The organism is Pantoea sp. Ae19-2, from assembly GCF_059801205.1.
This window is the reverse complement of record NZ_JBCHWE010000001.1, coordinates 185,789-204,058: the sequence shown is the minus strand read 5'-3', so window position 1 is coordinate 204,058 and position 18,270 is coordinate 185,789. Positions and strand designations below refer to the sequence as shown.

Below are 18,270 nucleotides of genomic sequence, written 5' to 3'. Positions count from 1 at the left end.
TTATCTTGTTACTTATGGGACGACAGAATGAAAATTCATAAAATGGCACTGGCTCTGGGCCTGGTTGCGCTGCTTAGCGGCTGTGAGGGTGTAAATAGTAATGGTCTGCTGCAATCCGGCGCACAGGCATTTCAGGCTTACACGTTGAGCGATGCTCAGGTCAAGCAGCTTAGCGATCAGTCCTGCGCCCAAATGGACAAAGAAAATCAGGTCGCGCCAGCTGACAGCGAGTACCAGCAACGGCTGAATAAAATCGCTGCGGCACTGGGCGACAACATCAATGGTATTCCGGCTAACTACAAGGTTTACCAGACCAAAGACGTTAACGCCTGGGCAATGGCCAATGGCTGCATCCGCGTTTACAGCGGACTGATGGATATGATGACCGACAATGAAGTCGAGGCGGTACTGGGCCATGAAATGGGCCACGTTGCGCTGGGTCATACGCGCAAAGCGATGCAGGTCGCCTTCACCACAACGGCAGCACGCACCGCGGCGGCATCGGCTGGCGGTATTATTGGTTCGCTGTCACAGTCGCAGTTGGGTGATATGGGTGAAAAATTAGTAAATGCCCAGTTCTCGCAGACGCAGGAGACTCAGGCTGATGACTACTCATACAACCTGCTGAAAAAGCGCGGTATTGATCCGGTCGGGCTGGCAACCAGCTTTGAAAAACTGGCAAAACTGGAACAGGGCCGTCAAAGCTCAATGTTTGACTCCCACCCGGACTCCGAAGCGCGTGCGCAGCATATTCGCGATCGCATCGCCGCAGACGGCAAGTAAGTCAGAATCAGAGGGATAACCCTGAGGTTATCCCTCTGTCGCATCAGCCTTTATTCGCTGCCTGTACGTGCAACATGTCCAACGCCAGCGTAGCGGCGGCAAGTGCCGTCAGATCGGCGTGGTCGTAACCCGGCGCGACTTCCACCAGATCCATCCCCACGATATTCATGCCCTGTAAACCACGAATCAGTTTAGTGGCTTTATCTGTGGTTAAACCGCCAATGACCGGCGTACCGGTGCCCGGCGCATGCGCAGGATCCAGACAGTCGATATCAAATGTCAGATAAACCGGAAGGTCGCCGACGGTACGCTTAATTTCCGCCAGAAGATCGTCCACGCTGCGGTCGTTAACCTGAGCAGCATCCAGCACGTTAAAGCCCAGGCTTTTGTCGAATTCGGTACGAATACCGATTTGCACCGAGTGCTGAGGATCGATGAGCCCCTCTTTCGGTGCGGTAAAGAACATGGTGCCATGGTCAAACGTTGGACCATTGGAGTAGGTATCGGTATGGGCGTCAAAGTGCACCAGCGCCATTTTACCAAAGTGCTTCGCATGCGCGCGCAGCAGGGGAAGCGTGACGTAGTGATCGCCACCAAAGGTCATCATGCGTTTGCCGTTCGCCAGCAGTTTCTCTGCATGGGCCTGCAGCTTGTCAGACAGATCCTGTGAATCACCAAAGGCGTAAACCAGATCGCCGCAGTCCACCACGTTCAGGCGCTGACGCAGGTCAAACTCCCACGGCCAGCGGCAGCCTTCCCAGGCGAGATTGGTCGAAATCTGGCGGATAGCGCCTGGGCCAAGACGGCTGCCCGGACGGCCTGAGGTCGCGGCATCAAAGGGCACCCCAGTGATCACCCACTCTGCGTCGCTGTCGTAAGGCTGGAAATTAACCGGAAAACGCATAAAACCAAAGGCGTTAGAAACCAGTGAATTGTCGTACTGATTGCCGAGGGTATTGTACATAAGTCGTCCTCTGTCTGTGCATGAGGCGGGCCTGGAGCGCGCACCATGAAGGTTGAGATAAAAAAAATCCCCTCCGCGTCGTTAGGCCCGACGAGGAAGGGATGGGTTGCTGCCGATTATCAACAATGTCCCGACCCGCTGCAAGTGCTTCGCGGGGCTTTATTCGTCTTCTAAATAGGTGTAGCCATACAGACCGCTTTCGAACTCCTGCAGGAACTGCTCACGCAGTTCGTCATCCAGTTCAGAGGTCTGAATCTGCTTACGGAACAGCGTCATCAGTTCGTTCGGATCGAGCTGAACATACTGCAGCATGTCGGCCACGGTATCGCCCTCATCCGACAGTTGAACCTCCACCTCGCCATTCTGGAAGGCAAACACGTCAACCGCTTCGGTGTCACCAAACAGGTTATGCATGTTACCCAGGATTTCCTGATAGGCGCCGACCATAAAGAAGCCGAGCATCGGTGGGTTGTCCACGTCATACTCCGGCATCGGCATGGTTGTGGCAATACCGTCACCATCAACATAGTGATCGATGGTACCGTCAGAGTCACAGGTGATGTCCAGCAGCACGGCACGACGTTCCGGTTTTTTATTCAGGCCTTCCAGCGGCAGCACAGGGAACAGCTGATCGATGCCCCATGCATCCGGCATGGACTGGAACAGCGAGAAGTTAACGTAGATCTTGTCCGCCATGCGCTCCTGCAACTCGTCGATGATCGGACGGTGCGCGCGGTTGCTGGGATCAAGATGCTGCTGAATGTAGTGACAGATGCTCAGATAAAGCTGTTCTGCCCAGGCGCGCTGTTTCAGGCTGTAGGTTCCGGATGAGTAGCCTGTATGGATATCAAACAGGTCCATCTGGCTGTCGTGCAGCCATTCACGCAGCGAACGACGCGTGTCCGGCTCGTGCATCTCCTGCCAGGTTTCCCACATGCTCAGGATAGGACGCGGGGCATCCTCAATCTCTGGCGCTTCTGGCTTACTGAATTCGTTACGCTCAACGCCGATGATGTTAGATACCAGCACCGTGTGGTGAGCCGTGACTGCGCGGCCGGATTCGGTAATCACCGTTGGGTGCTCAAGTCCATGCTCGTCACAGGCTGCGCCAATTCCCCAGATCACGTTATTGGCATATTCATTCAGCCCGTAATTGACCGAACAGTCGGACTGCGAACGGGTACCTTCATAGTCAACGCCCAGGCCGCCGCCAACGTCAAAGCACTTAATGTTGACGCCGAGTTTTGCCAGTTCCACATAGAAGCGCGCAGACTCACGCACCCCGGTCGCGATATCGCGAATGTTAGACATCTGCGATCCCAAATGGAAATGCAGCAGTTGCAGGCTGTCGATCCGGCCCGCTTCACGCATGATTTCAACCAGCTTGAGCACCTGCGTTGCTGACAGGCCAAATTTAGATTTTTCGCCGCCGCTCGACTGCCACTTACCAGACCCCTGCGAAGCGAGACGTGCACGAATGCCCAGACGCGGCACCACATTCAGGCGCTCGGCTTCCTCCAGCACCATGCGCACTTCGGTCATCTTCTCCAGAACCAGATAAACCTTGTGCCCTATCTTCTCGCCAATCAGCGCCAGACGAATATATTCACGATCTTTGTAACCATTACATACAATAACCGAACGGGTCTGACCGGCATGGGCCAGTACCGCCATCAGTTCGGCTTTTGAACCGGCTTCCAGACCCAGCGGTTCGCCAGAATTGACCAGGGATTCGATGACGCGCTTATGCTGGTTCACCTTGATGGGATACACCAGGAAGTAATCACCGGTGTAACCGTAAGACTCACGTGCGCGTTTAAAAGCAGCGTTTATTGAGCGCAGGCGATGCTGAAGAATCTGAGGGAAACAGAACAGCGCGGGCAGGCGTTGGCCCTGGGCCTCGCGTTCCTTAACCAGCTTAGCCAGATCGACACGCACATCCGGACGATCCGGATCGGGGCAGACACTAATATGACCCAGTTCATTGACGTCATAGTAGTTATTGCCCCACCAGGCAATGTTGTAGGTCCGCAGCATCAGGCTGGCGTCCTGATCGTTCATCGCCACCTCCTGCATTGAGCGGAGTGCACCTTGTTCGCCAGCTGACGAACCCTTGATATTCTTCATGCCGTCAGACATCGCGAACCTCAATTTTCCGTTGAAAGATAATAATGTAAACCGACTTGAAGGTCGGGAGTCTGGAAATTCGTTGCCACATATTACGTCATGCTCTGTCTGCGTTGCGAACCTGCACGATGCATCACTGTAGTGTTAAGTGTAAAACACTCAGCCACGTCAGGTACAAAAGGGCCGCGAATAATTCACGACGCTCACCGCCTGGACGATATAAACCGCTATCGCGTCAGAGGTTAACCAGCGCTTGTGTCGGGATAATTACCGAAACCAATAAAATGTCGGCAGAAGAGAAATAAGGACGGGAAACAGGATAACGCCAGCGCCGTGCCAGCACGCGAAAAGGCCGGGAGAGAGAAGATAAGGCTCATTACTCGTATCACCTCCGCACATGTCCTGGACATGTGGAAAACCACCAGGGTGAAAGCCAGACAGCTGTCTGACGGGCGCGACGCGGTAAGCGCGTCATCCTTTTTGCTGCTGAGAACGCAGCGGCGTTTTATACATTTTGCGCCTAAAAAAAGCAAAGAGATTATTTGCTTAATTCATGCGCTGTCAGCAGGATTTTCCACTGCTGCGCGTAAAGTTAATAGTGCAACATCAAAAAGGGCTGGTAATTCGCTCACCGCGTAACCTAAAATAGACGTCCAGATGGTTTTCCATCTAAACAGGTTAATATCCAGGCGGAGTTGGCCTGCGTGCTGACACTACCTGACTGCTCACGGCTTTGCCTTAAGGGGCGTTAAGTCAGCTAATACTCACTTGCGCTATGCAGTCGAATTCAAACCATTGGTAAGGTAAAGAACATAATGGCTAAACATCTTTTTACATCCGAGTCCGTATCCGAAGGACATCCTGATAAAATCGCCGACCAGATTTCTGATGCTGTGCTTGATGCGATCCTGGAACAGGATCCCAAAGCGCGCGTGGCCTGCGAAACGTACGTTAAAACCGGTATGGTTCTGGTTGGCGGTGAGATCACCACCAGCGCCTGGGTTGATATTGAAGAAATCACTCGTAATACCGTACGTGAAATCGGCTATGTTCATTCCGATATGGGCTTTGATGCCAACTCCTGCGCAGTATTAAGCGCAATTGGCAAACAGTCTCAGGATATCAACCAGGGCGTTGACCGCAGCGATCCGCTGGAACAGGGTGCGGGCGATCAGGGTTTGATGTTTGGCTATGCGACAAACGAAACCGACGTTCTGATGCCAGCCCCGGTGACCTATGCGCACCGTCTGGTTCAGCGTCAGGCCGAAGTGCGTAAGGACGGCACGCTGCCATGGCTGCGTCCGGATGCCAAAAGCCAGGTGACCTTCCAGTACGACGACGGCAAAATCGTCGGTATTGATGCGGTCGTTCTGTCAACTCAGCACAGTGAAGCGATCTCACAAAAAGATCTGCAGGAAGCGGTGATGGAAGAAATCATCAAGCCCGTCCTGCCTGCCGAGTGGCTGAGCGCATCCACCAAATATCACATCAACCCAACGGGCCGTTTTGTTATCGGTGGCCCAATGGGTGACTGTGGCCTGACCGGTCGCAAAATCATTGTTGATACCTACGGCGGTATGGCACGTCACGGCGGTGGCGCCTTCTCAGGCAAAGACCCGTCAAAAGTTGACCGTTCAGCCGCCTATGCCGCCCGCTATGTTGCAAAAAACATCGTGGCAGCAGGTCTGGCCGATCGTTGTGAGATCCAGGTTTCCTACGCCATCGGTGTTGCCGAGCCGACCTCCATCATGGTCGAGACCTTTGGCACTGAGAAAGTGTCTACTGAACAGCTGACCTTACTGGTGCGCGAGTTCTTCGATCTGCGTCCTTACGGCCTGATTCAGATGCTGGATCTGCTGCATCCGATCTATAAAGAAACCGCTGCCTATGGCCACTTTGGTCGCGAACATTTCCCTTGGGAAAAAACTGACAAAGCAGAACAGTTGCGTGAGGCTGCGGGCCTGTAAGCCTGTAAGCCTGTAAGCCTGTAAGCCTGTAAGCCTGAAAACGTCTCAAAAAGCCCTGCCTCGCGGCGGGGCTTTTTTTTTCTTTTTTATTCCTTTCGGGCCTTCAGTTTCCCCCACCTGCACATTTTTTTAACTCAGCTACACTTTCTCTCAGCCTGTGTTCAGCTAATGTGTTAACGCTTACAATTTGAAACGCTTTAGATATCGGCTATTTAGGAATTTATCGCCGTAGTTATTCTTCCTAAAATGCGTTATTTTCAGCGTCATCTGATAGGCGTTAAACAGGGCATTGTCAGAAACTTCGAGGGTGCTATACCTCACTGGTTACTTGACCTTTCTGGGTTATAAATGCTGGATTTCAGGGTTTCAGCAAGTGTAAGCGATTACATCAATGTGATCGGGCTCACTTTTTGCCCAGATAAGGTTTTTTAACATCGATAACAACAATGATGGATAATTTTGGAGGCAACCATGCCTGGCAATTCACATAAAAGCAGAACCTCAAATAAGGCAATGACCTTATTTGTCTGCTTTCTGGCAGCCCTTGCAGGCCTGCTGTTTGGGTTGGATATCGGCGTTATCGCCGGTGCACTGCCCTTTATCGCGAAGGACTTTAACGTTACGGCACACCAACAGGAGTGGATTGTCAGCTCAATGATGTTCGGGGCGGCCATCGGTGCTATCGGCAGCGGCTGGATGTCATCGCGTCTGGGGCGTAAAAAAAGCCTGATGGCTGGTGCGATCCTGTTTGTTATTGGCTCACTGTGGTCAGCCATGGCACCTAACCCAGAAATGCTGATCAGCGCACGCGTGCTGTTAGGCCTGGCGGTCGGTATCGCCTCTTACACTGCGCCGCTCTATCTTTCTGAGATTGCGCCTGAAAAAATCCGCGGCAGTATGATCTCGCTTTATCAGTTGATGATTACCATCGGTATTCTGGGTGCGTACCTTTCCGATACCGCGTTCAGCTTCACAGGTAACTGGCGCTGGATGCTGGGCGTGATCACCATCCCTGCCCTGCTGCTGCTGATCGGCGTATTCTTCCTGCCAAACAGCCCACGCTGGCTGGCGGCGAAAGGAAACTTCCGTGATGCGCAACGCGTACTGGATCGCCTGCGTGATACCAGTGAGCAGGCGAAGCGCGAGCTGGATGAAATCCGTGAAAGCCTGAAGATCAAACAGTCAGGCTGGGGATTATTTACCAGCAGCAGCCACTTCCGTCGTGCGGTGTACCTGGGCATTCTGCTGCAGGTGATGCAACAGTTTACCGGCATGAACGTCATCATGTATTACGCACCGAAGATTTTTGAGATTGCGGGTTTCGCGAACACCACCCAGCAGATGTGGGGAACGGTGATTGTCGGCCTGGTTAACGTACTGGCAACCTTTATTGCTATCGGTCTGGTAGACCGCTGGGGCCGTAAGCCTACCTTGATTCTGGGCTTCCTGGTGATGGCAGCCGGTATGGGCGTTCTTGGCACCATGCTGCATATGGGCATTCATTCACAAGGTGCGCAGTACTTTGCCATTGGCATGCTGCTGATGTTTATCGTGGGCTTTGCCATGTCAGCCGGTCCGCTGATCTGGGTTCTGTGTTCTGAAATTCAGCCACTGAAAGGACGCGATTTCGGTATCACCGTTTCAACCACGACTAACTGGATCGCCAACATGATTGTCGGCGCAACCTTCCTGACCATGCTGAATACGCTGGGCAATGCGCCGACCTTCTGGGTCTACGGCCTGCTCAACGTCTTCTTCATCGTCCTGACGGTGATGTTGATTCCCGAAACCAAAAACGTTTCGCTGGAGCACATTGAACGTAACCTGATGGCAGGTAAAAAGCTGCGCGATATCGGTCAGTAAGCCCTCCTCAATATGTCCCCTAGAGCCAGTCAAGGTAAGCTGACTGGCTTTTTTCTTGCCGCTTTACCCACAACTGACAACGAAAAATATCCTACCGTTTCAACGCCCAGACCTTGCCGTTACTGGCTTGCACCTCCCCGCTTCGCTTTTCTTTCATTAAAGTCGAAAAAATATACGCCGATAAATTACCTGACGTTTTCATTATAAAAAGCTTTTTTCAGACTTCGCGTTGACCAGGAAATAGCATGAACAATACCAGCCCTAAAAAGACGATGAGCACCCGTGCTCAGATGCTGCTGGCAGGCGGAATGACGATCGTCGTGGGGTTTACTGCGACCATCGGATTACTCAGTTGGCAGTCCTCGAAAGAACAAAAATCTCTTGCCGCTAACTACCTGCAGCAAATTGCTGCTAGTCACGCCGGGCAAATTCAGCAGGAACTGACGCATGCATTGGATGCCGCTCAAAACCTGGGGCAAAGCCTTGCTGCCCTGCCTGCAGCAGGGATAAACGATCGCAAAGTTGCCGACAAGCTGATGGAATATGCATTAAATAAAAACCCTGACTTTGTGTCGATGACCGTAGTGTTTGAACCCGATGCCTTTGATGGCCGTGACAGTGCCTTTGTCGGGCCGCAGGGAACGCCACCGGGTGGTCGCTATGCCTGGTATGTTGACCGGGACAAAGACGGGCGCTACAAAATGAATCCGGCGCTGGACTTTCTGCAGCCGGGGGCCGGTAATTACTATTTACTGCCGAAAGAAACGCAAAAGGACACCCTGATTGAGCCTTACAGCTTCGCTTATGATGGCGCAAAATCAGAGTGGTTAACCTCGGTGGCTACCCCTGTTATGGTCAATGACAAACTGAAGCTGGTTGTCAGTTCCGATATCCTGCTTTCCGCCATCCAGAAAAAAGTAAACCAGATCAAACCCTGGCACGAAACCGGCTACGCGCTGCTGCTTTCGAACAGCGGCAACGTGATTTCCTCCCCCAATGCAGGTGAAGCCGGCAAAAAATGGCAGGGAAACAGCAACAGCTACCGTACGGCAGTGACAGAACAGTACGATCCCGTACTGAAAGAAAATGCCATGTACACCTGGTACCCGATAAGCGTGGGCAACAACACGAAACCCTGGTATGTAGGGATTGTGGCACCCGTCAGCCAGGTAATGGCGGCGGCTGACAAGCAGCTTTACTGGGCCATTGCGCTGATGATTGTCAGTATCCTTTCCGTGGGGGCCGTGCTGGGTCTGTTATTCAACCGTAAAGTGATGCGTCATCTTGGCGGTGAACCCGAAGAGGCGGCGCGCATTGCGCTGGCCGTTGCTGAAGGTCAGTTAAACAATGGCATTCAGGTTGCGCCAGGCGACAGCAGCAGCCTGTTTTATGCCCTCAACACCATGCAGACACAGTTGCAGAGCATTGTGGGACAAATCAAAGACGCCAGCACCTCGGTCCAGCAGGGAGCGGGCGAAATTGCCGGTGCAAACCTCAACCTCGCCTCACGCACCGAGGAACAGGCTGCGGCACTGGAAGAAACTGCCGCGAGCATGGAGCAGATTAGTGCAGCTATCCGCATGAACGCGGATAATGCACAGCAGGCAACGAGCCTGACTGAAAATGCCACGCGCATCACCAGCCGGGGGGAAACCCTGGTCGATCAGGTGGTCACTACCATGGCGCAGATTGATGAAAGTTCAAAGAAAATCGGTGATATCACCACGCTGATTAACAGCATCGCGTTTCAGACCAACATTCTGGCACTTAATGCTGCTGTTGAAGCTGCACGCGCAGGCGAACAGGGGCGCGGCTTTGCGGTCGTAGCCGCCGAAGTCCGGAATCTTGCGCAGCGGACAACCAGCGCCGTGAAAGATATTTCCGCCCTGATTGAGGAATCAGTTGTTCGGGTTGAAAATGGCGTTGTGCTGGTCAACGATGCAGGCAAAACCATGCATGAGATGACAAATGCCGTTTCATCAGTGCAGCGCATCATTGGTGAAATAGTTGCTGCATCCGATGAGCAAGCCCGCGGTATTGCGCAGGTGACCATCGCGGTCAATGAAATGGACGGCACGACCCAGCAAAACGCTGCGCTGGTTCAGCAGATGTCAGCGGCGTCCAGTTCACTTGAGGATCAGGCGCAGCAACTGGCTCAGACAATAAGGCAGTTTCATTAAAATAATGTCATGTCTGCCCGTCGGGTTCGGCGGGTACGACTTTTTTGCAGGACCGATATTGCTGTTGAGTTGAGTTCCACGCCGCTGCCGCTTATGCTGAGCGCCATGAAAACATCCCGTCTTCCCATTGCCCTACAACAAGCCGTTATGCGCGCCCTGCGTAGTGGGCTCGAACGGGCAAATGAAAAGCTCGAACAACATTATCCCGAACCCAGGCTGGTTTATCAGCAGCGCGGCACGGCTGCCGGAACGGCCTGGCTGGAAAAATGGGAAATCCGCCTGAATCCTGTCCTGCTGATGGAAAATCAGCAGGCCTTTATTGATGAGGTCGTTCCCCATGAGCTGGCCCATTTGCTGGTGTGGAAAACCTTCGGCCGCGTTGCGCCGCATGGCAAAGAGTGGAAATGGATGATGGAGACTGTGCTGGGCGTGCCGGCGCGGCGCACCCATCAGTTTGAGGTCGAGTCGGTGCGCAGCCGCACCTTTGCTTATCGCTGCCAGTGTCAACAGCACCAGCTTACCGTGAGGCGCCATAATCGTGTCGTTCGCGGCGAAAGCGAGTACCGCTGCGTTCACTGCGGTAGCTTATTGAAAGCCGAGGTTTTTCCCCTTTCCTGAGCGGATTCTCATTCCGCCTGAGCAGGCATTCTGTTACCCTGCCGCCCTTTTAAGGACCAGGGGTAAAACTGGAACATGTCTCGCAAATTTCTCATCACGACTGCACTGTTACTCGCGTCTTTTAACAGCCAGGCCCTAAACCTCAACAACTACCATCAAAATAATTTTCAACAGGCAAAAGCCTACGCCGCAGAGATTAATGACGATGCGCCCGGCAGCTTTTACTGTGGCTGTAAAATTACCTGGCACGGCAAAAAGGGGGAGCCTGATCTGAACAGCTGTGGCTACCAGCCGCGCAAAAATGCCCACCGCGCCGCACGTATCGAGTGGGAACACGTGATGCCCGCCTGGGAGTTCGGCCATCAACGTCAGTGCTGGCAGAACGGCGGCCGCAAAAATTGCAGCAAAGATGCCGACTATCGCCGTATCGAAACCGACCTGCATAATCTGCAGCCGGCAATCGGTGAAGTGAATGGCGATCGCGGTAACTATGCCTACAGTCAGTGGAACGGTACGGATAAACAGTACGGTCAGTGCAGCATGCAGATTGATTTTAAAAACAAGCAGGCGCAGCCGCCCGAACGGGCCCGTGGCGCGATCGCCCGGACTTACTTCTATATGCGCGACCAGTATCATCTGCGTCTGTCACGTCAGCAAACGCAGTTATTTACAGCCTGGAACAAGCTCTATCCGGTCAGCAAATGGGAATGCGAGCGCGACCAGCGCATCGCTCGCGTACAGGGGAATCATAATCCTTATGTGCTTGAGGCTTGCACGCGTTAAAATCCCTGCCCTAAACTAACTGTTTCACAGCCCCGCCGCGTCAACCTCGCGGCGTTTAGCTCTCAGGGACATTATGCGCATACCTCGCATTTATCACTCACAGCCTGTTCATGTTGGCAGTGAAATCACGCTTGATGAAGACGCGTCCGGTCATGTTGGTCGCGTGCTGCGTATGACCAGCGGACAGCAGGTAGAACTCTTTGATGGCAGTAATCTGACTTTCGCTGCAGAAATCACGCATGTTGATAAAAAACGTGTAAAAGTATCCATCACGGCAAGTCAGGAAGACGATCGCGAGTCGCCCCTCCATCTGCATCTCGGTCAGGTCATGTCTCGCGGCGAAAAAATGGAATTTACCATCCAGAAATCAATCGAACTGGGCGTTAATGTTATTACGCCGCTGTTTTCTGAACGCTGTGGTGTCAAACTGGATGCCGAACGCCTGGCAAAAAAAATTCAGCAGTGGCAAAAGATTGCTGTTGCCGCCTGCGAGCAGTGTGGTCGTAACCGGATACCCGAAATCCGTCCGGCCATGGCACTGGAAGCCTGGTGCAGTGAAGCGGAAAGTGGGTTAAAACTGAACCTGCACCCGCGCGCCAGCCACAGCATCAACACATTGCCTCAGCCGGTTGAGCGCGTTCGCCTGCTGATTGGTCCGGAAGGCGGGCTTTCAGCTGACGAAATTGCCATGGCGGCGCAGCACGGTTTTACCGATATTCTGCTTGGCCCACGGGTTTTACGTACCGAAACAACGGCCCTGACTGCCATTACGGCACTTCAGGTGAGGTTTGGTGACCTGGGTTAAGCGATACTTTTAGCTCCACTGGGACGCCTGTAATCAACATCGCGTTCTGACTGCTCAGCCCCTTTTTGCCCGAACGAAACGAGACGGTAACCGCCGCCTCCTTCAGGAGATAATAATGATCAAGCTTGGCATCGTGATGGACCCAATCTCATCCATCAACATTAAAAAAGACTCCAGCTTTGCAATGCTGCTGGAAGCACAGCGCCGGGGTTACGAAATCCACTACATGGAGATGAACGATCTCTCCCTGCGCGGTGGTGTGGCTTACGCCCGCACTCGCCTGCTTAGCGTGGAACAGAATGCCGAAAGTTGGTATCAGTTTGGCAGTGAGCAGCAGATCAAACTGGCCGATCTCAACGTCGTATTGATGCGTAAAGACCCGCCGTTTGACACCGAGTTTATCTACTGTACCTACATCCTGGAACGGGCTGAAGAGCAGGGTACGCTGATCGTCAACAAGCCGCAAAGCCTGCGCGACTGTAACGAAAAACTGTATACCGCCTGGTTTGCTGAATTCACGCCGGACACCCTGGTCACGCGTTCTAAGCAACAGCTGCGGGCGTTCTGGCAAGAGCATGGCGACGTCATCATGAAACCGCTGGACGGCATGGGCGGCGCCTCTATTTTCCGTGTGAAGCAGGACGATCCGAATTTCGGCGTTATCGCTGAAACCCTGACTGAACATGAAAGCCGTTACTGCATGGCGCAAAACTACCTGCCGGCTATCAAAGACGGTGATAAGCGCGTGCTAGTGGTGGATGGCGAACCGGTTCCTTATTGTCTGGCGCGTATTCCCCAGGGGGGAGAAACCCGCGGAAACCTGGCGGCTGGCGGACGCGGTGAAGCGCGCCCGCTGAGTGAAAGTGACTGGGAAATCGCCCGCCGCGTCGGCCCAACACTGAAGGCCAAAGGCCTGATTTTTGTGGGCCTCGACATTATTGGTGATAGACTGACTGAAGTTAACGTGACCAGCCCAACATGCATTCGTGAAATTGAGGCCGCCTTCCCTGTCTCCATCACCGGTATGCTGATGGACGCCATTGAGAAGCGCCTGAGCTGAGCATAACGCTGGGGCCATGCTCCGTGATCAACCCAACACCGGTGCAGCAATCACGCACCGGTTATCTTTGGTAAAGCATGTGAGAATGAATTTACAGCATCACTTTTTAATTGCCATGCCATCGTTGCAAGATCCCTTTTTTAAACGTTCTGTCGTCTACGTTTGTGAGCACAACGAAGAAGGGGCAATGGGGCTGATTATCAATAAGCCGATGGAAAACCTGACGGTTGAAGGCATTCTGAAAAAGCTCAAGATCGCAGAAGATAACCGCGATCCGGCTATCAATCTTGATAAGCCGGTGTTCAGCGGTGGTCCGCTGGCGGAAGATCGGGGCTTTATCCTGCACTCGGCACAGCGCACCTTTACTTCCAGCATTCGGGTGTCAGACAACACCGTGATTACCACCTCACGTGACGTGCTGGAAGCGATCGGTACAGCCTCACAGCCCGATCATGTGCTGGTCGCGCTGGGTTATTGTGCCTGGGAAAAAGACCAGCTTGAAAATGAGCTGATGGAGAACGCCTGGCTGACCACACCGGCTAACAGTAATATTTTGTTCCAGACGCCCATCGCCGAGCGCTGGCGTGAAGCCGCGCGCAGTATGGGCATTGATATTCACAACATGGCCAGCGATGCAGGTCACGCCTGATGAATACACAAACGTTGTTAGGTTTTGACTTCGGCACCAAAAGCATCGGCGTTGCGGTTGGTCAGCAGCTGACGGGCAGCGCCCGTCCGTTAAGCGCGATTAAGGCGCAGGACGGGACGCCAGACTGGCTGCAAATTGAAAAGCTGCTTAAAGAGTGGCAGCCCGACTTTGTTGTGGTGGGTTTGCCACTGAACATGGACGGCACCGAGCAGCCTTTAACAGCCCGCGCCCGTAAGTTTGCGAATCGCCTGCATGGCCGTTTTGGTATTCGCGTTGAGCTACAGGATGAGCGCCTCAGCACCGTTGAAGCGCGCGCCGGTTTGTTTGAACGGGGTGGCTATCGTGCCCTGAATAAAGGTTCAGTCGATTCCCAGTCAGCGGCGATTATCCTGCAGGACTGGTTTGAAACCCATTAATGAATCACCCCTTCGGCCTGACGGGCTAACCGACTCTGCTCAAAGGTTTGCATTCCGGCCTGCGCGCCGGTTTGCAGAATAGCGGGAATCTGATGCATTTTGCCTTCCCGAATCAGATTGACCACCGCGCTGGTGGCAATCAGCACCTCAAACAGCCCCACGCGTGTCTCATCTGTGGCTGAAACCAGCTGCTGCGCAATAACGGCTTTCAGACTGCCCGCCAGCTGGGTGCGTATCAGCGCCTTTTCATCTGCAGGGAACACATCCACCAGCCGATCCACCGCCTGGACTGCGCCGCGCGTATGCAACGTCGCCAGCACCAGATGTCCGGTTTCTGCCGCGGTTAATGCCTGGCGAATGGTATCGCTGTCGCGTAACTCTCCCAGCATAATCACATCGGGATCTTCGCGTAAGGCCGCTTTCAGGCCCAGACTAAACGAGCGGCAATGCAGCCCCACTTCGCGCTGTTGAATCAGGGACTGCTGGCTGTGATGAATAAACTCAATGGGATCTTCCAGCGTGAGAATATGACGGGCCTGCTGCCGGTTGATGGCATCGACCATGGCGGCGAGCGTGGTGGATTTACCGCTACCGGTCGCGCCGGTAATCAAAATCAGCCCGTCCTGTTTGTTCAGCAAGGTGAGCACGACCTGCGGAAGGCGTAAATCCGCAAGCGAAGGACAGCGGCTGGCAATAATACGCAGCGCCAGAGACAGCCCGTTGCGCTGCATAAACAGGTTCGCGCGCAGGCGCTGCCCGTTAACCAGTGTTAAGGCGAAATCCAACTGCCCTTCTCGCTTCAGCACCTGCTGCTGTTCGCTGTCCAGCCATGACGAGGTAAATCGCGCCATCCAGTCGGATGGCAGGATGGGCTGGCCGGGCAGCGTTTCAAGCCCGCCCTGACGGCGCCAGTACGGCGAATGTCCGTTACAAAGGTGCAGATCGGCGGCGTTATGCTTTACACTAAGCTCCACTAATTCATCCAAATCCATTTTGATCTCCAGACTATGACTTCAATCCAGCACAACTTACAGCAAGTCCGTCAGCGAATCGCTGCTGCTGCAACCCGTTGCGGCCGGTCGCCAGAAGAAATTACGCTACTTGCAGTGAGCAAAACAAAGCCTGCGAGCGCGGTCGAAGAAGCCGCAGCGGCGGGACAGATCGATTTTGGTGAGAATTACGTTCAGGAAGGGGTTGAAAAGATTCAGTCACTGACCTCACATCCTGCCTTGACCTGGCACTTCATTGGCCCGCTGCAGTCCAATAAAAGCCGCCTGGTCGCTGAACACTTTGCCTGGTGTCATACGGTCGATCGTCAGAAGATCGCACAGCGTCTTAACGATCAGCGGTCTGAACATCTGCCGCCGCTCAATGTCTTAATCCAGGTAAATATCAGTGATGAAAACAGCAAATCTGGCATCATGCTGGAGGCGGTTGCCGGACTGGCTCAGGACATCCTGACAATGCCGCGTTTGCGTTTGCGCGGGCTGATGGCGATTCCGGCACCCGAAGAAGATTATCAGCGACAGCTGGCGGTATGCCAGCAAATGGCTGATGCTTTTGACCAGCTTAAACAGCAGTATAGCGACGTTGATACGCTTTCCCTCGGGATGAGCGATGACATGGAGGCGGCAATTGCCGCTGGCAGTACGATGGTGCGCATTGGCACCGCCATTTTTGGCGCGCGAGATTACACACAACCTTCACAACAATAATTGAGGAACTTCATGTTAACAATGACGTTTTTAGTAAAAACGCTAATCGATCTCTACGTCATGGTGCTGCTGCTGCGCATCTGGATGCAGTGGTCACGTTGTGATTTTTATAACCCGCTTGCGCAGTTTGTCGTGAAGATTACTCAGCCGATTGTAAAACCCCTGCGTCGTATCCTTCCGGCTCTGGGTCCGATTGATACGGCCTCCCTGCTGTTGGCCTTTGTGCTGACAACGCTTAAATATCCTCTTCTGCTGCTGATTCAGGTCGGCGTATTCTCTGTCGATCCCACGAATTTGCTGGTTGGCCTGCTGTCGCTGTTGAAATCTGCGGGTTATCTGGTGTTCTGGGTCATTATCATTCGCTCCCTGATGAGCTGGATCAGTCAGGGCCGCGGCCCGATGGACTATGTGCTGATTCAGTTGACCGAGCCGTTAATGGCGCCGATTCGTCGTATTCTTCCTGCCATGGGAGGCATCGACTTCTCAGCCATGATCGTGATTCTGGTGCTGTATGCCCTGAATTTCCTTGGCATGGATCTGTTCCCGGGTCTCTGGTATTTGCTGTAAATGAATCAAACTGGAACTGTTATGCAAAAAGTTGTTCTTGCCACCGGCAATCCCGGCAAAGTACGTGAGCTGGCGGATCTGCTCGCTGACTTTGGTCTGGATGTCGTGGCGCAAACCGAACTTGGCGTGGAATCCGCCGAGGAAACCGGCCTGACCTTTATTGAAAATGCCATCCTGAAAGCGCGCCATGCCGCGCAGGTGACCGGCCTGCCGGCTATCGCAGATGACTCTGGCCTGGCCGTGAATGCGCTGGGTGGCGCGCCCGGGATTTACTCAGCCCGCTATGCTGGTGAAGACGCCAGCGACCAGCAGAATCTGGAAAAGCTGCTTCAGGCTCTGGAAAACACGCCTGACGGACAACGTCAGGCGCAGTTTCACTGTGTGCTGGTTTATCTACGTCATGCTGCCGACCCAACGCCGCTGGTCTTCCACGGTGCCTGGGAAGGGGAAATTACCCGAACGGCAGCCGGTGAAGGTGGCTTTGGTTACGATCCGGTGTTCTGGGTTCCGGCACTGGGTAAAACTGCAGCCGAACTGACTAAGGCAGAGAAAGGAAAAGTCTCTCATCGTGGTAAAGCATTGACGCTGTTACTGGAAGCGATGCGTAATGCCTGATTTACCGCCTCTGAGTTTGTACATCCACATTCCCTGGTGTGTACAGAAATGCCCCTACTGCGATTTTAATTCTCACGCATTAAAGGATGAGGTGCCGCACGTTGAGTATGTGCAGCACCTGCTGCGCGATCTTGAACACGACCTGCCGCTGATTCAGGGTCGTGAGGTTCGCACGATCTTTATTGGCGGCGGGACGCCAAGCCTGTTAAGCAGCAGCGCCATGCAGATGTTGATGGATGGCGTAAGCGAGCGGCTGACGCTGACAGCCGATGCTGAAGTCACGATGGAAGCCAATCCGGGCACGGTGGAAGCGGATCGCTTCAGCGCCTATCAACGCGCCGGTATTAACCGAATCTCGATTGGTGTCCAGAGCTTCAGCCCGCAGAAACTGGAACGTCTGGGCCGTATCCACGGACCGGAAGAAGCGAAGCGTGCCGCAGCACTGGCACAGGGTTTAGGGCTGCGCAGCTTCAACCTTGACCTGATGCACGGCCTGCCCGATCAGTCGCTGGCCGAGGCGCTGGATGATTTGCGCCAGGCGATTGCGCTCAACCCGCCGCATCTCTCCTGGTATCAGCTGACGATTGAGCCCAATACGCTGTTTGGCTCTCGCCCGCCAACCCTACCGGATGATGATGCGCTATGGGATATTTTTGAGCAGGGCCACCAGTTGCTGACTGCGGCAGGTTATGAGCAATACGAAACCTCGGCCTATGCTAAACCGGGCTACCGCTGTGAGCACAACCTGAACTACTGGCGCTTTGGCGATTATCTGGGCATTGGTTGTGGTGCGCATGGCAAACTGACTCAGCCAGATGGCCGTATTGTCCGTACCGTAAAAGTGCGCCATCCGCGTGGCTTTATGAAGGGCAATTATCTTGATAAGCAGTACGACGTTGCAGACGAGGATAAGCCTTTTGAGTTCTTCATGAACCGTTTTCGTCTGCTGGAGGCCGCGCCGCGTGCAGACTTTAGCCGCTATACCGGGCTGCATGAAACGCTGATTCGCCCACAGCTCGACGAGGCCATTGCCGCAGGTTACATCACTGAATCGCCGGAACACTGGCAGATTACAGAGAAAGGGAAACTGTTTCTGAACTCGTTGCTGGAGCTGTTTTTAGCGGAAGCCTAGTGCATTCTGGCCCGGAAGCATCACTA

The 18,270-nt window shown here is 53.8% G+C and carries 17 protein-coding genes; 14 read left to right on the top strand and 3 right to left on the bottom strand.

Features of this window, described 5'->3' with window-relative positions; translation table 11 throughout:
• Nucleotides 1-27 precede the first annotated feature (27 nt).
• Entirely contained in the window at nucleotides 28-783 is a 756-nt protein-coding gene (gene loiP / locus AAIE03_RS00975) for a metalloprotease LoiP (protein WP_015699583.1), read from the top strand.
• A 43-nt stretch (nucleotides 784-826) separates the two neighbouring features.
• Here loiP and speB read toward each other — a convergent pair whose 3' ends face one another.
• The gene (gene speB, locus AAIE03_RS00970; RefSeq protein WP_013027079.1) at nucleotides 827-1,747 is read right to left on the bottom strand and encodes an agmatinase; all 921 of its coding nucleotides are present in this window, start codon (nucleotides 1,745-1,747) and stop codon (nucleotides 827-829) included.
• Nucleotides 1,748-1,906: 159 nt separating this feature from the next.
• The gene (gene speA, locus AAIE03_RS00965) at nucleotides 1,907-3,886 is read right to left on the bottom strand and encodes a biosynthetic arginine decarboxylase (RefSeq protein WP_014594507.1); all 1,980 of its coding nucleotides are present in this window, start codon (nucleotides 3,884-3,886) and stop codon (nucleotides 1,907-1,909) included.
• A gap of 803 nt (nucleotides 3,887-4,689) precedes the next feature.
• On the opposite strand from speA, the gene metK reads away from it, so the two are divergent.
• The 9 genes from metK to ruvX all read left to right on the top strand — a co-directional run bounded on the left by metK (nucleotide 4,690) and on the right by ruvX (nucleotide 14,215).
• Complete coding sequence (gene metK, locus AAIE03_RS00960; protein ID WP_015699581.1) at nucleotides 4,690-5,841, top strand: methionine adenosyltransferase; 1,152 nt, start codon at nucleotides 4,690-4,692, stop codon at nucleotides 5,839-5,841.
• Nucleotides 5,842-6,312: 471 nt separating this feature from the next.
• Nucleotides 6,313-7,704 (top strand): sugar porter family MFS transporter, encoded by a 1,392-nt coding sequence (locus AAIE03_RS00955; protein ID WP_014594508.1) that lies wholly within the window; start codon nucleotides 6,313-6,315, stop codon nucleotides 7,702-7,704.
• A gap of 245 nt (nucleotides 7,705-7,949) precedes the next feature.
• The gene (locus AAIE03_RS00950) at nucleotides 7,950-9,884 is read left to right on the top strand and encodes a methyl-accepting chemotaxis protein (RefSeq protein WP_210512143.1); all 1,935 of its coding nucleotides are present in this window, start codon (nucleotides 7,950-7,952) and stop codon (nucleotides 9,882-9,884) included.
• A gap of 105 nt (nucleotides 9,885-9,989) precedes the next feature.
• Entirely contained in the window at nucleotides 9,990-10,502 is a 513-nt protein-coding gene (locus AAIE03_RS00945) for a SprT family zinc-dependent metalloprotease (protein ID WP_042677525.1), read from the top strand.
• 75 nt (nucleotides 10,503-10,577) lie between these two features.
• A complete protein-coding gene (gene endA / locus AAIE03_RS00940) occupies nucleotides 10,578-11,285 on the top strand; it encodes a deoxyribonuclease I (protein ID WP_014594511.1) in 708 nt (235 codons plus the stop codon).
• A gap of 73 nt (nucleotides 11,286-11,358) precedes the next feature.
• Nucleotides 11,359-12,090 carry a 16S rRNA (uracil(1498)-N(3))-methyltransferase gene (gene rsmE, locus AAIE03_RS00935; protein ID WP_498562703.1) on the top strand — a complete coding sequence of 244 codons (732 nt, stop codon included), beginning with the start codon at nucleotides 11,359-11,361 and terminating at the stop codon, nucleotides 12,088-12,090.
• A gap of 115 nt (nucleotides 12,091-12,205) precedes the next feature.
• Nucleotides 12,206-13,150 (top strand): glutathione synthase, encoded by a 945-nt coding sequence (gene gshB / locus AAIE03_RS00930; RefSeq protein WP_013027087.1) that lies wholly within the window; start codon nucleotides 12,206-12,208, stop codon nucleotides 13,148-13,150.
• An 85-nt stretch (nucleotides 13,151-13,235) separates the two neighbouring features.
• Entirely contained in the window at nucleotides 13,236-13,799 is a 564-nt protein-coding gene (locus tag AAIE03_RS00925; RefSeq protein WP_019104764.1) for a YqgE/AlgH family protein, read from the top strand.
• Nucleotides 13,799-14,215: a Holliday junction resolvase RuvX gene (ruvX, locus tag AAIE03_RS00920; RefSeq protein ID WP_013027089.1), complete on the top strand. Its 417-nt coding sequence runs from the start codon at nucleotides 13,799-13,801 to the stop codon at nucleotides 14,213-14,215. The genes AAIE03_RS00925 and ruvX overlap by 1 nt, the downstream gene beginning before the upstream one ends.
• On the opposite strand, the gene AAIE03_RS00915 is transcribed toward ruvX, so the two are convergent.
• Nucleotides 14,212-15,207, bottom strand: a complete 996-nt coding sequence (locus tag AAIE03_RS00915; RefSeq protein ID WP_498562702.1) for a type IV pilus twitching motility protein PilT — start codon at nucleotides 15,205-15,207, stop codon at nucleotides 14,212-14,214. The genes ruvX and AAIE03_RS00915 overlap by 4 nt on opposite strands.
• 15 nt (nucleotides 15,208-15,222) lie before the next feature.
• Between AAIE03_RS00915 and AAIE03_RS00910 the strand changes: the two genes are divergently transcribed.
• From AAIE03_RS00910 to hemW, 4 genes are read left to right on the top strand one after another with little or no spacing between them, the layout of a single operon-like run.
• The gene (locus AAIE03_RS00910; RefSeq protein WP_498562701.1) at nucleotides 15,223-15,930 is read left to right on the top strand and encodes a YggS family pyridoxal phosphate-dependent enzyme; all 708 of its coding nucleotides are present in this window, start codon (nucleotides 15,223-15,225) and stop codon (nucleotides 15,928-15,930) included.
• A gap of 12 nt (nucleotides 15,931-15,942) precedes the next feature.
• The gene (locus AAIE03_RS00905; RefSeq protein WP_014594515.1) at nucleotides 15,943-16,497 is read left to right on the top strand and encodes a YggT family protein; all 555 of its coding nucleotides are present in this window, start codon (nucleotides 15,943-15,945) and stop codon (nucleotides 16,495-16,497) included.
• Nucleotides 16,498-16,518: 21 nt separating this feature from the next.
• On the top strand, nucleotides 16,519-17,112 hold the full coding sequence (locus AAIE03_RS00900) for an XTP/dITP diphosphatase (RefSeq protein ID WP_019104766.1): 594 nt from the start codon (nucleotides 16,519-16,521) through the stop codon (nucleotides 17,110-17,112).
• Nucleotides 17,105-18,244: a radical SAM family heme chaperone HemW gene (hemW, locus tag AAIE03_RS00895; protein WP_498562700.1), complete on the top strand. Its 1,140-nt coding sequence runs from the start codon at nucleotides 17,105-17,107 to the stop codon at nucleotides 18,242-18,244. The genes AAIE03_RS00900 and hemW overlap by 8 nt, the downstream gene beginning before the upstream one ends.
• Nucleotides 18,245-18,270: the final 26 nt, after the last annotated feature.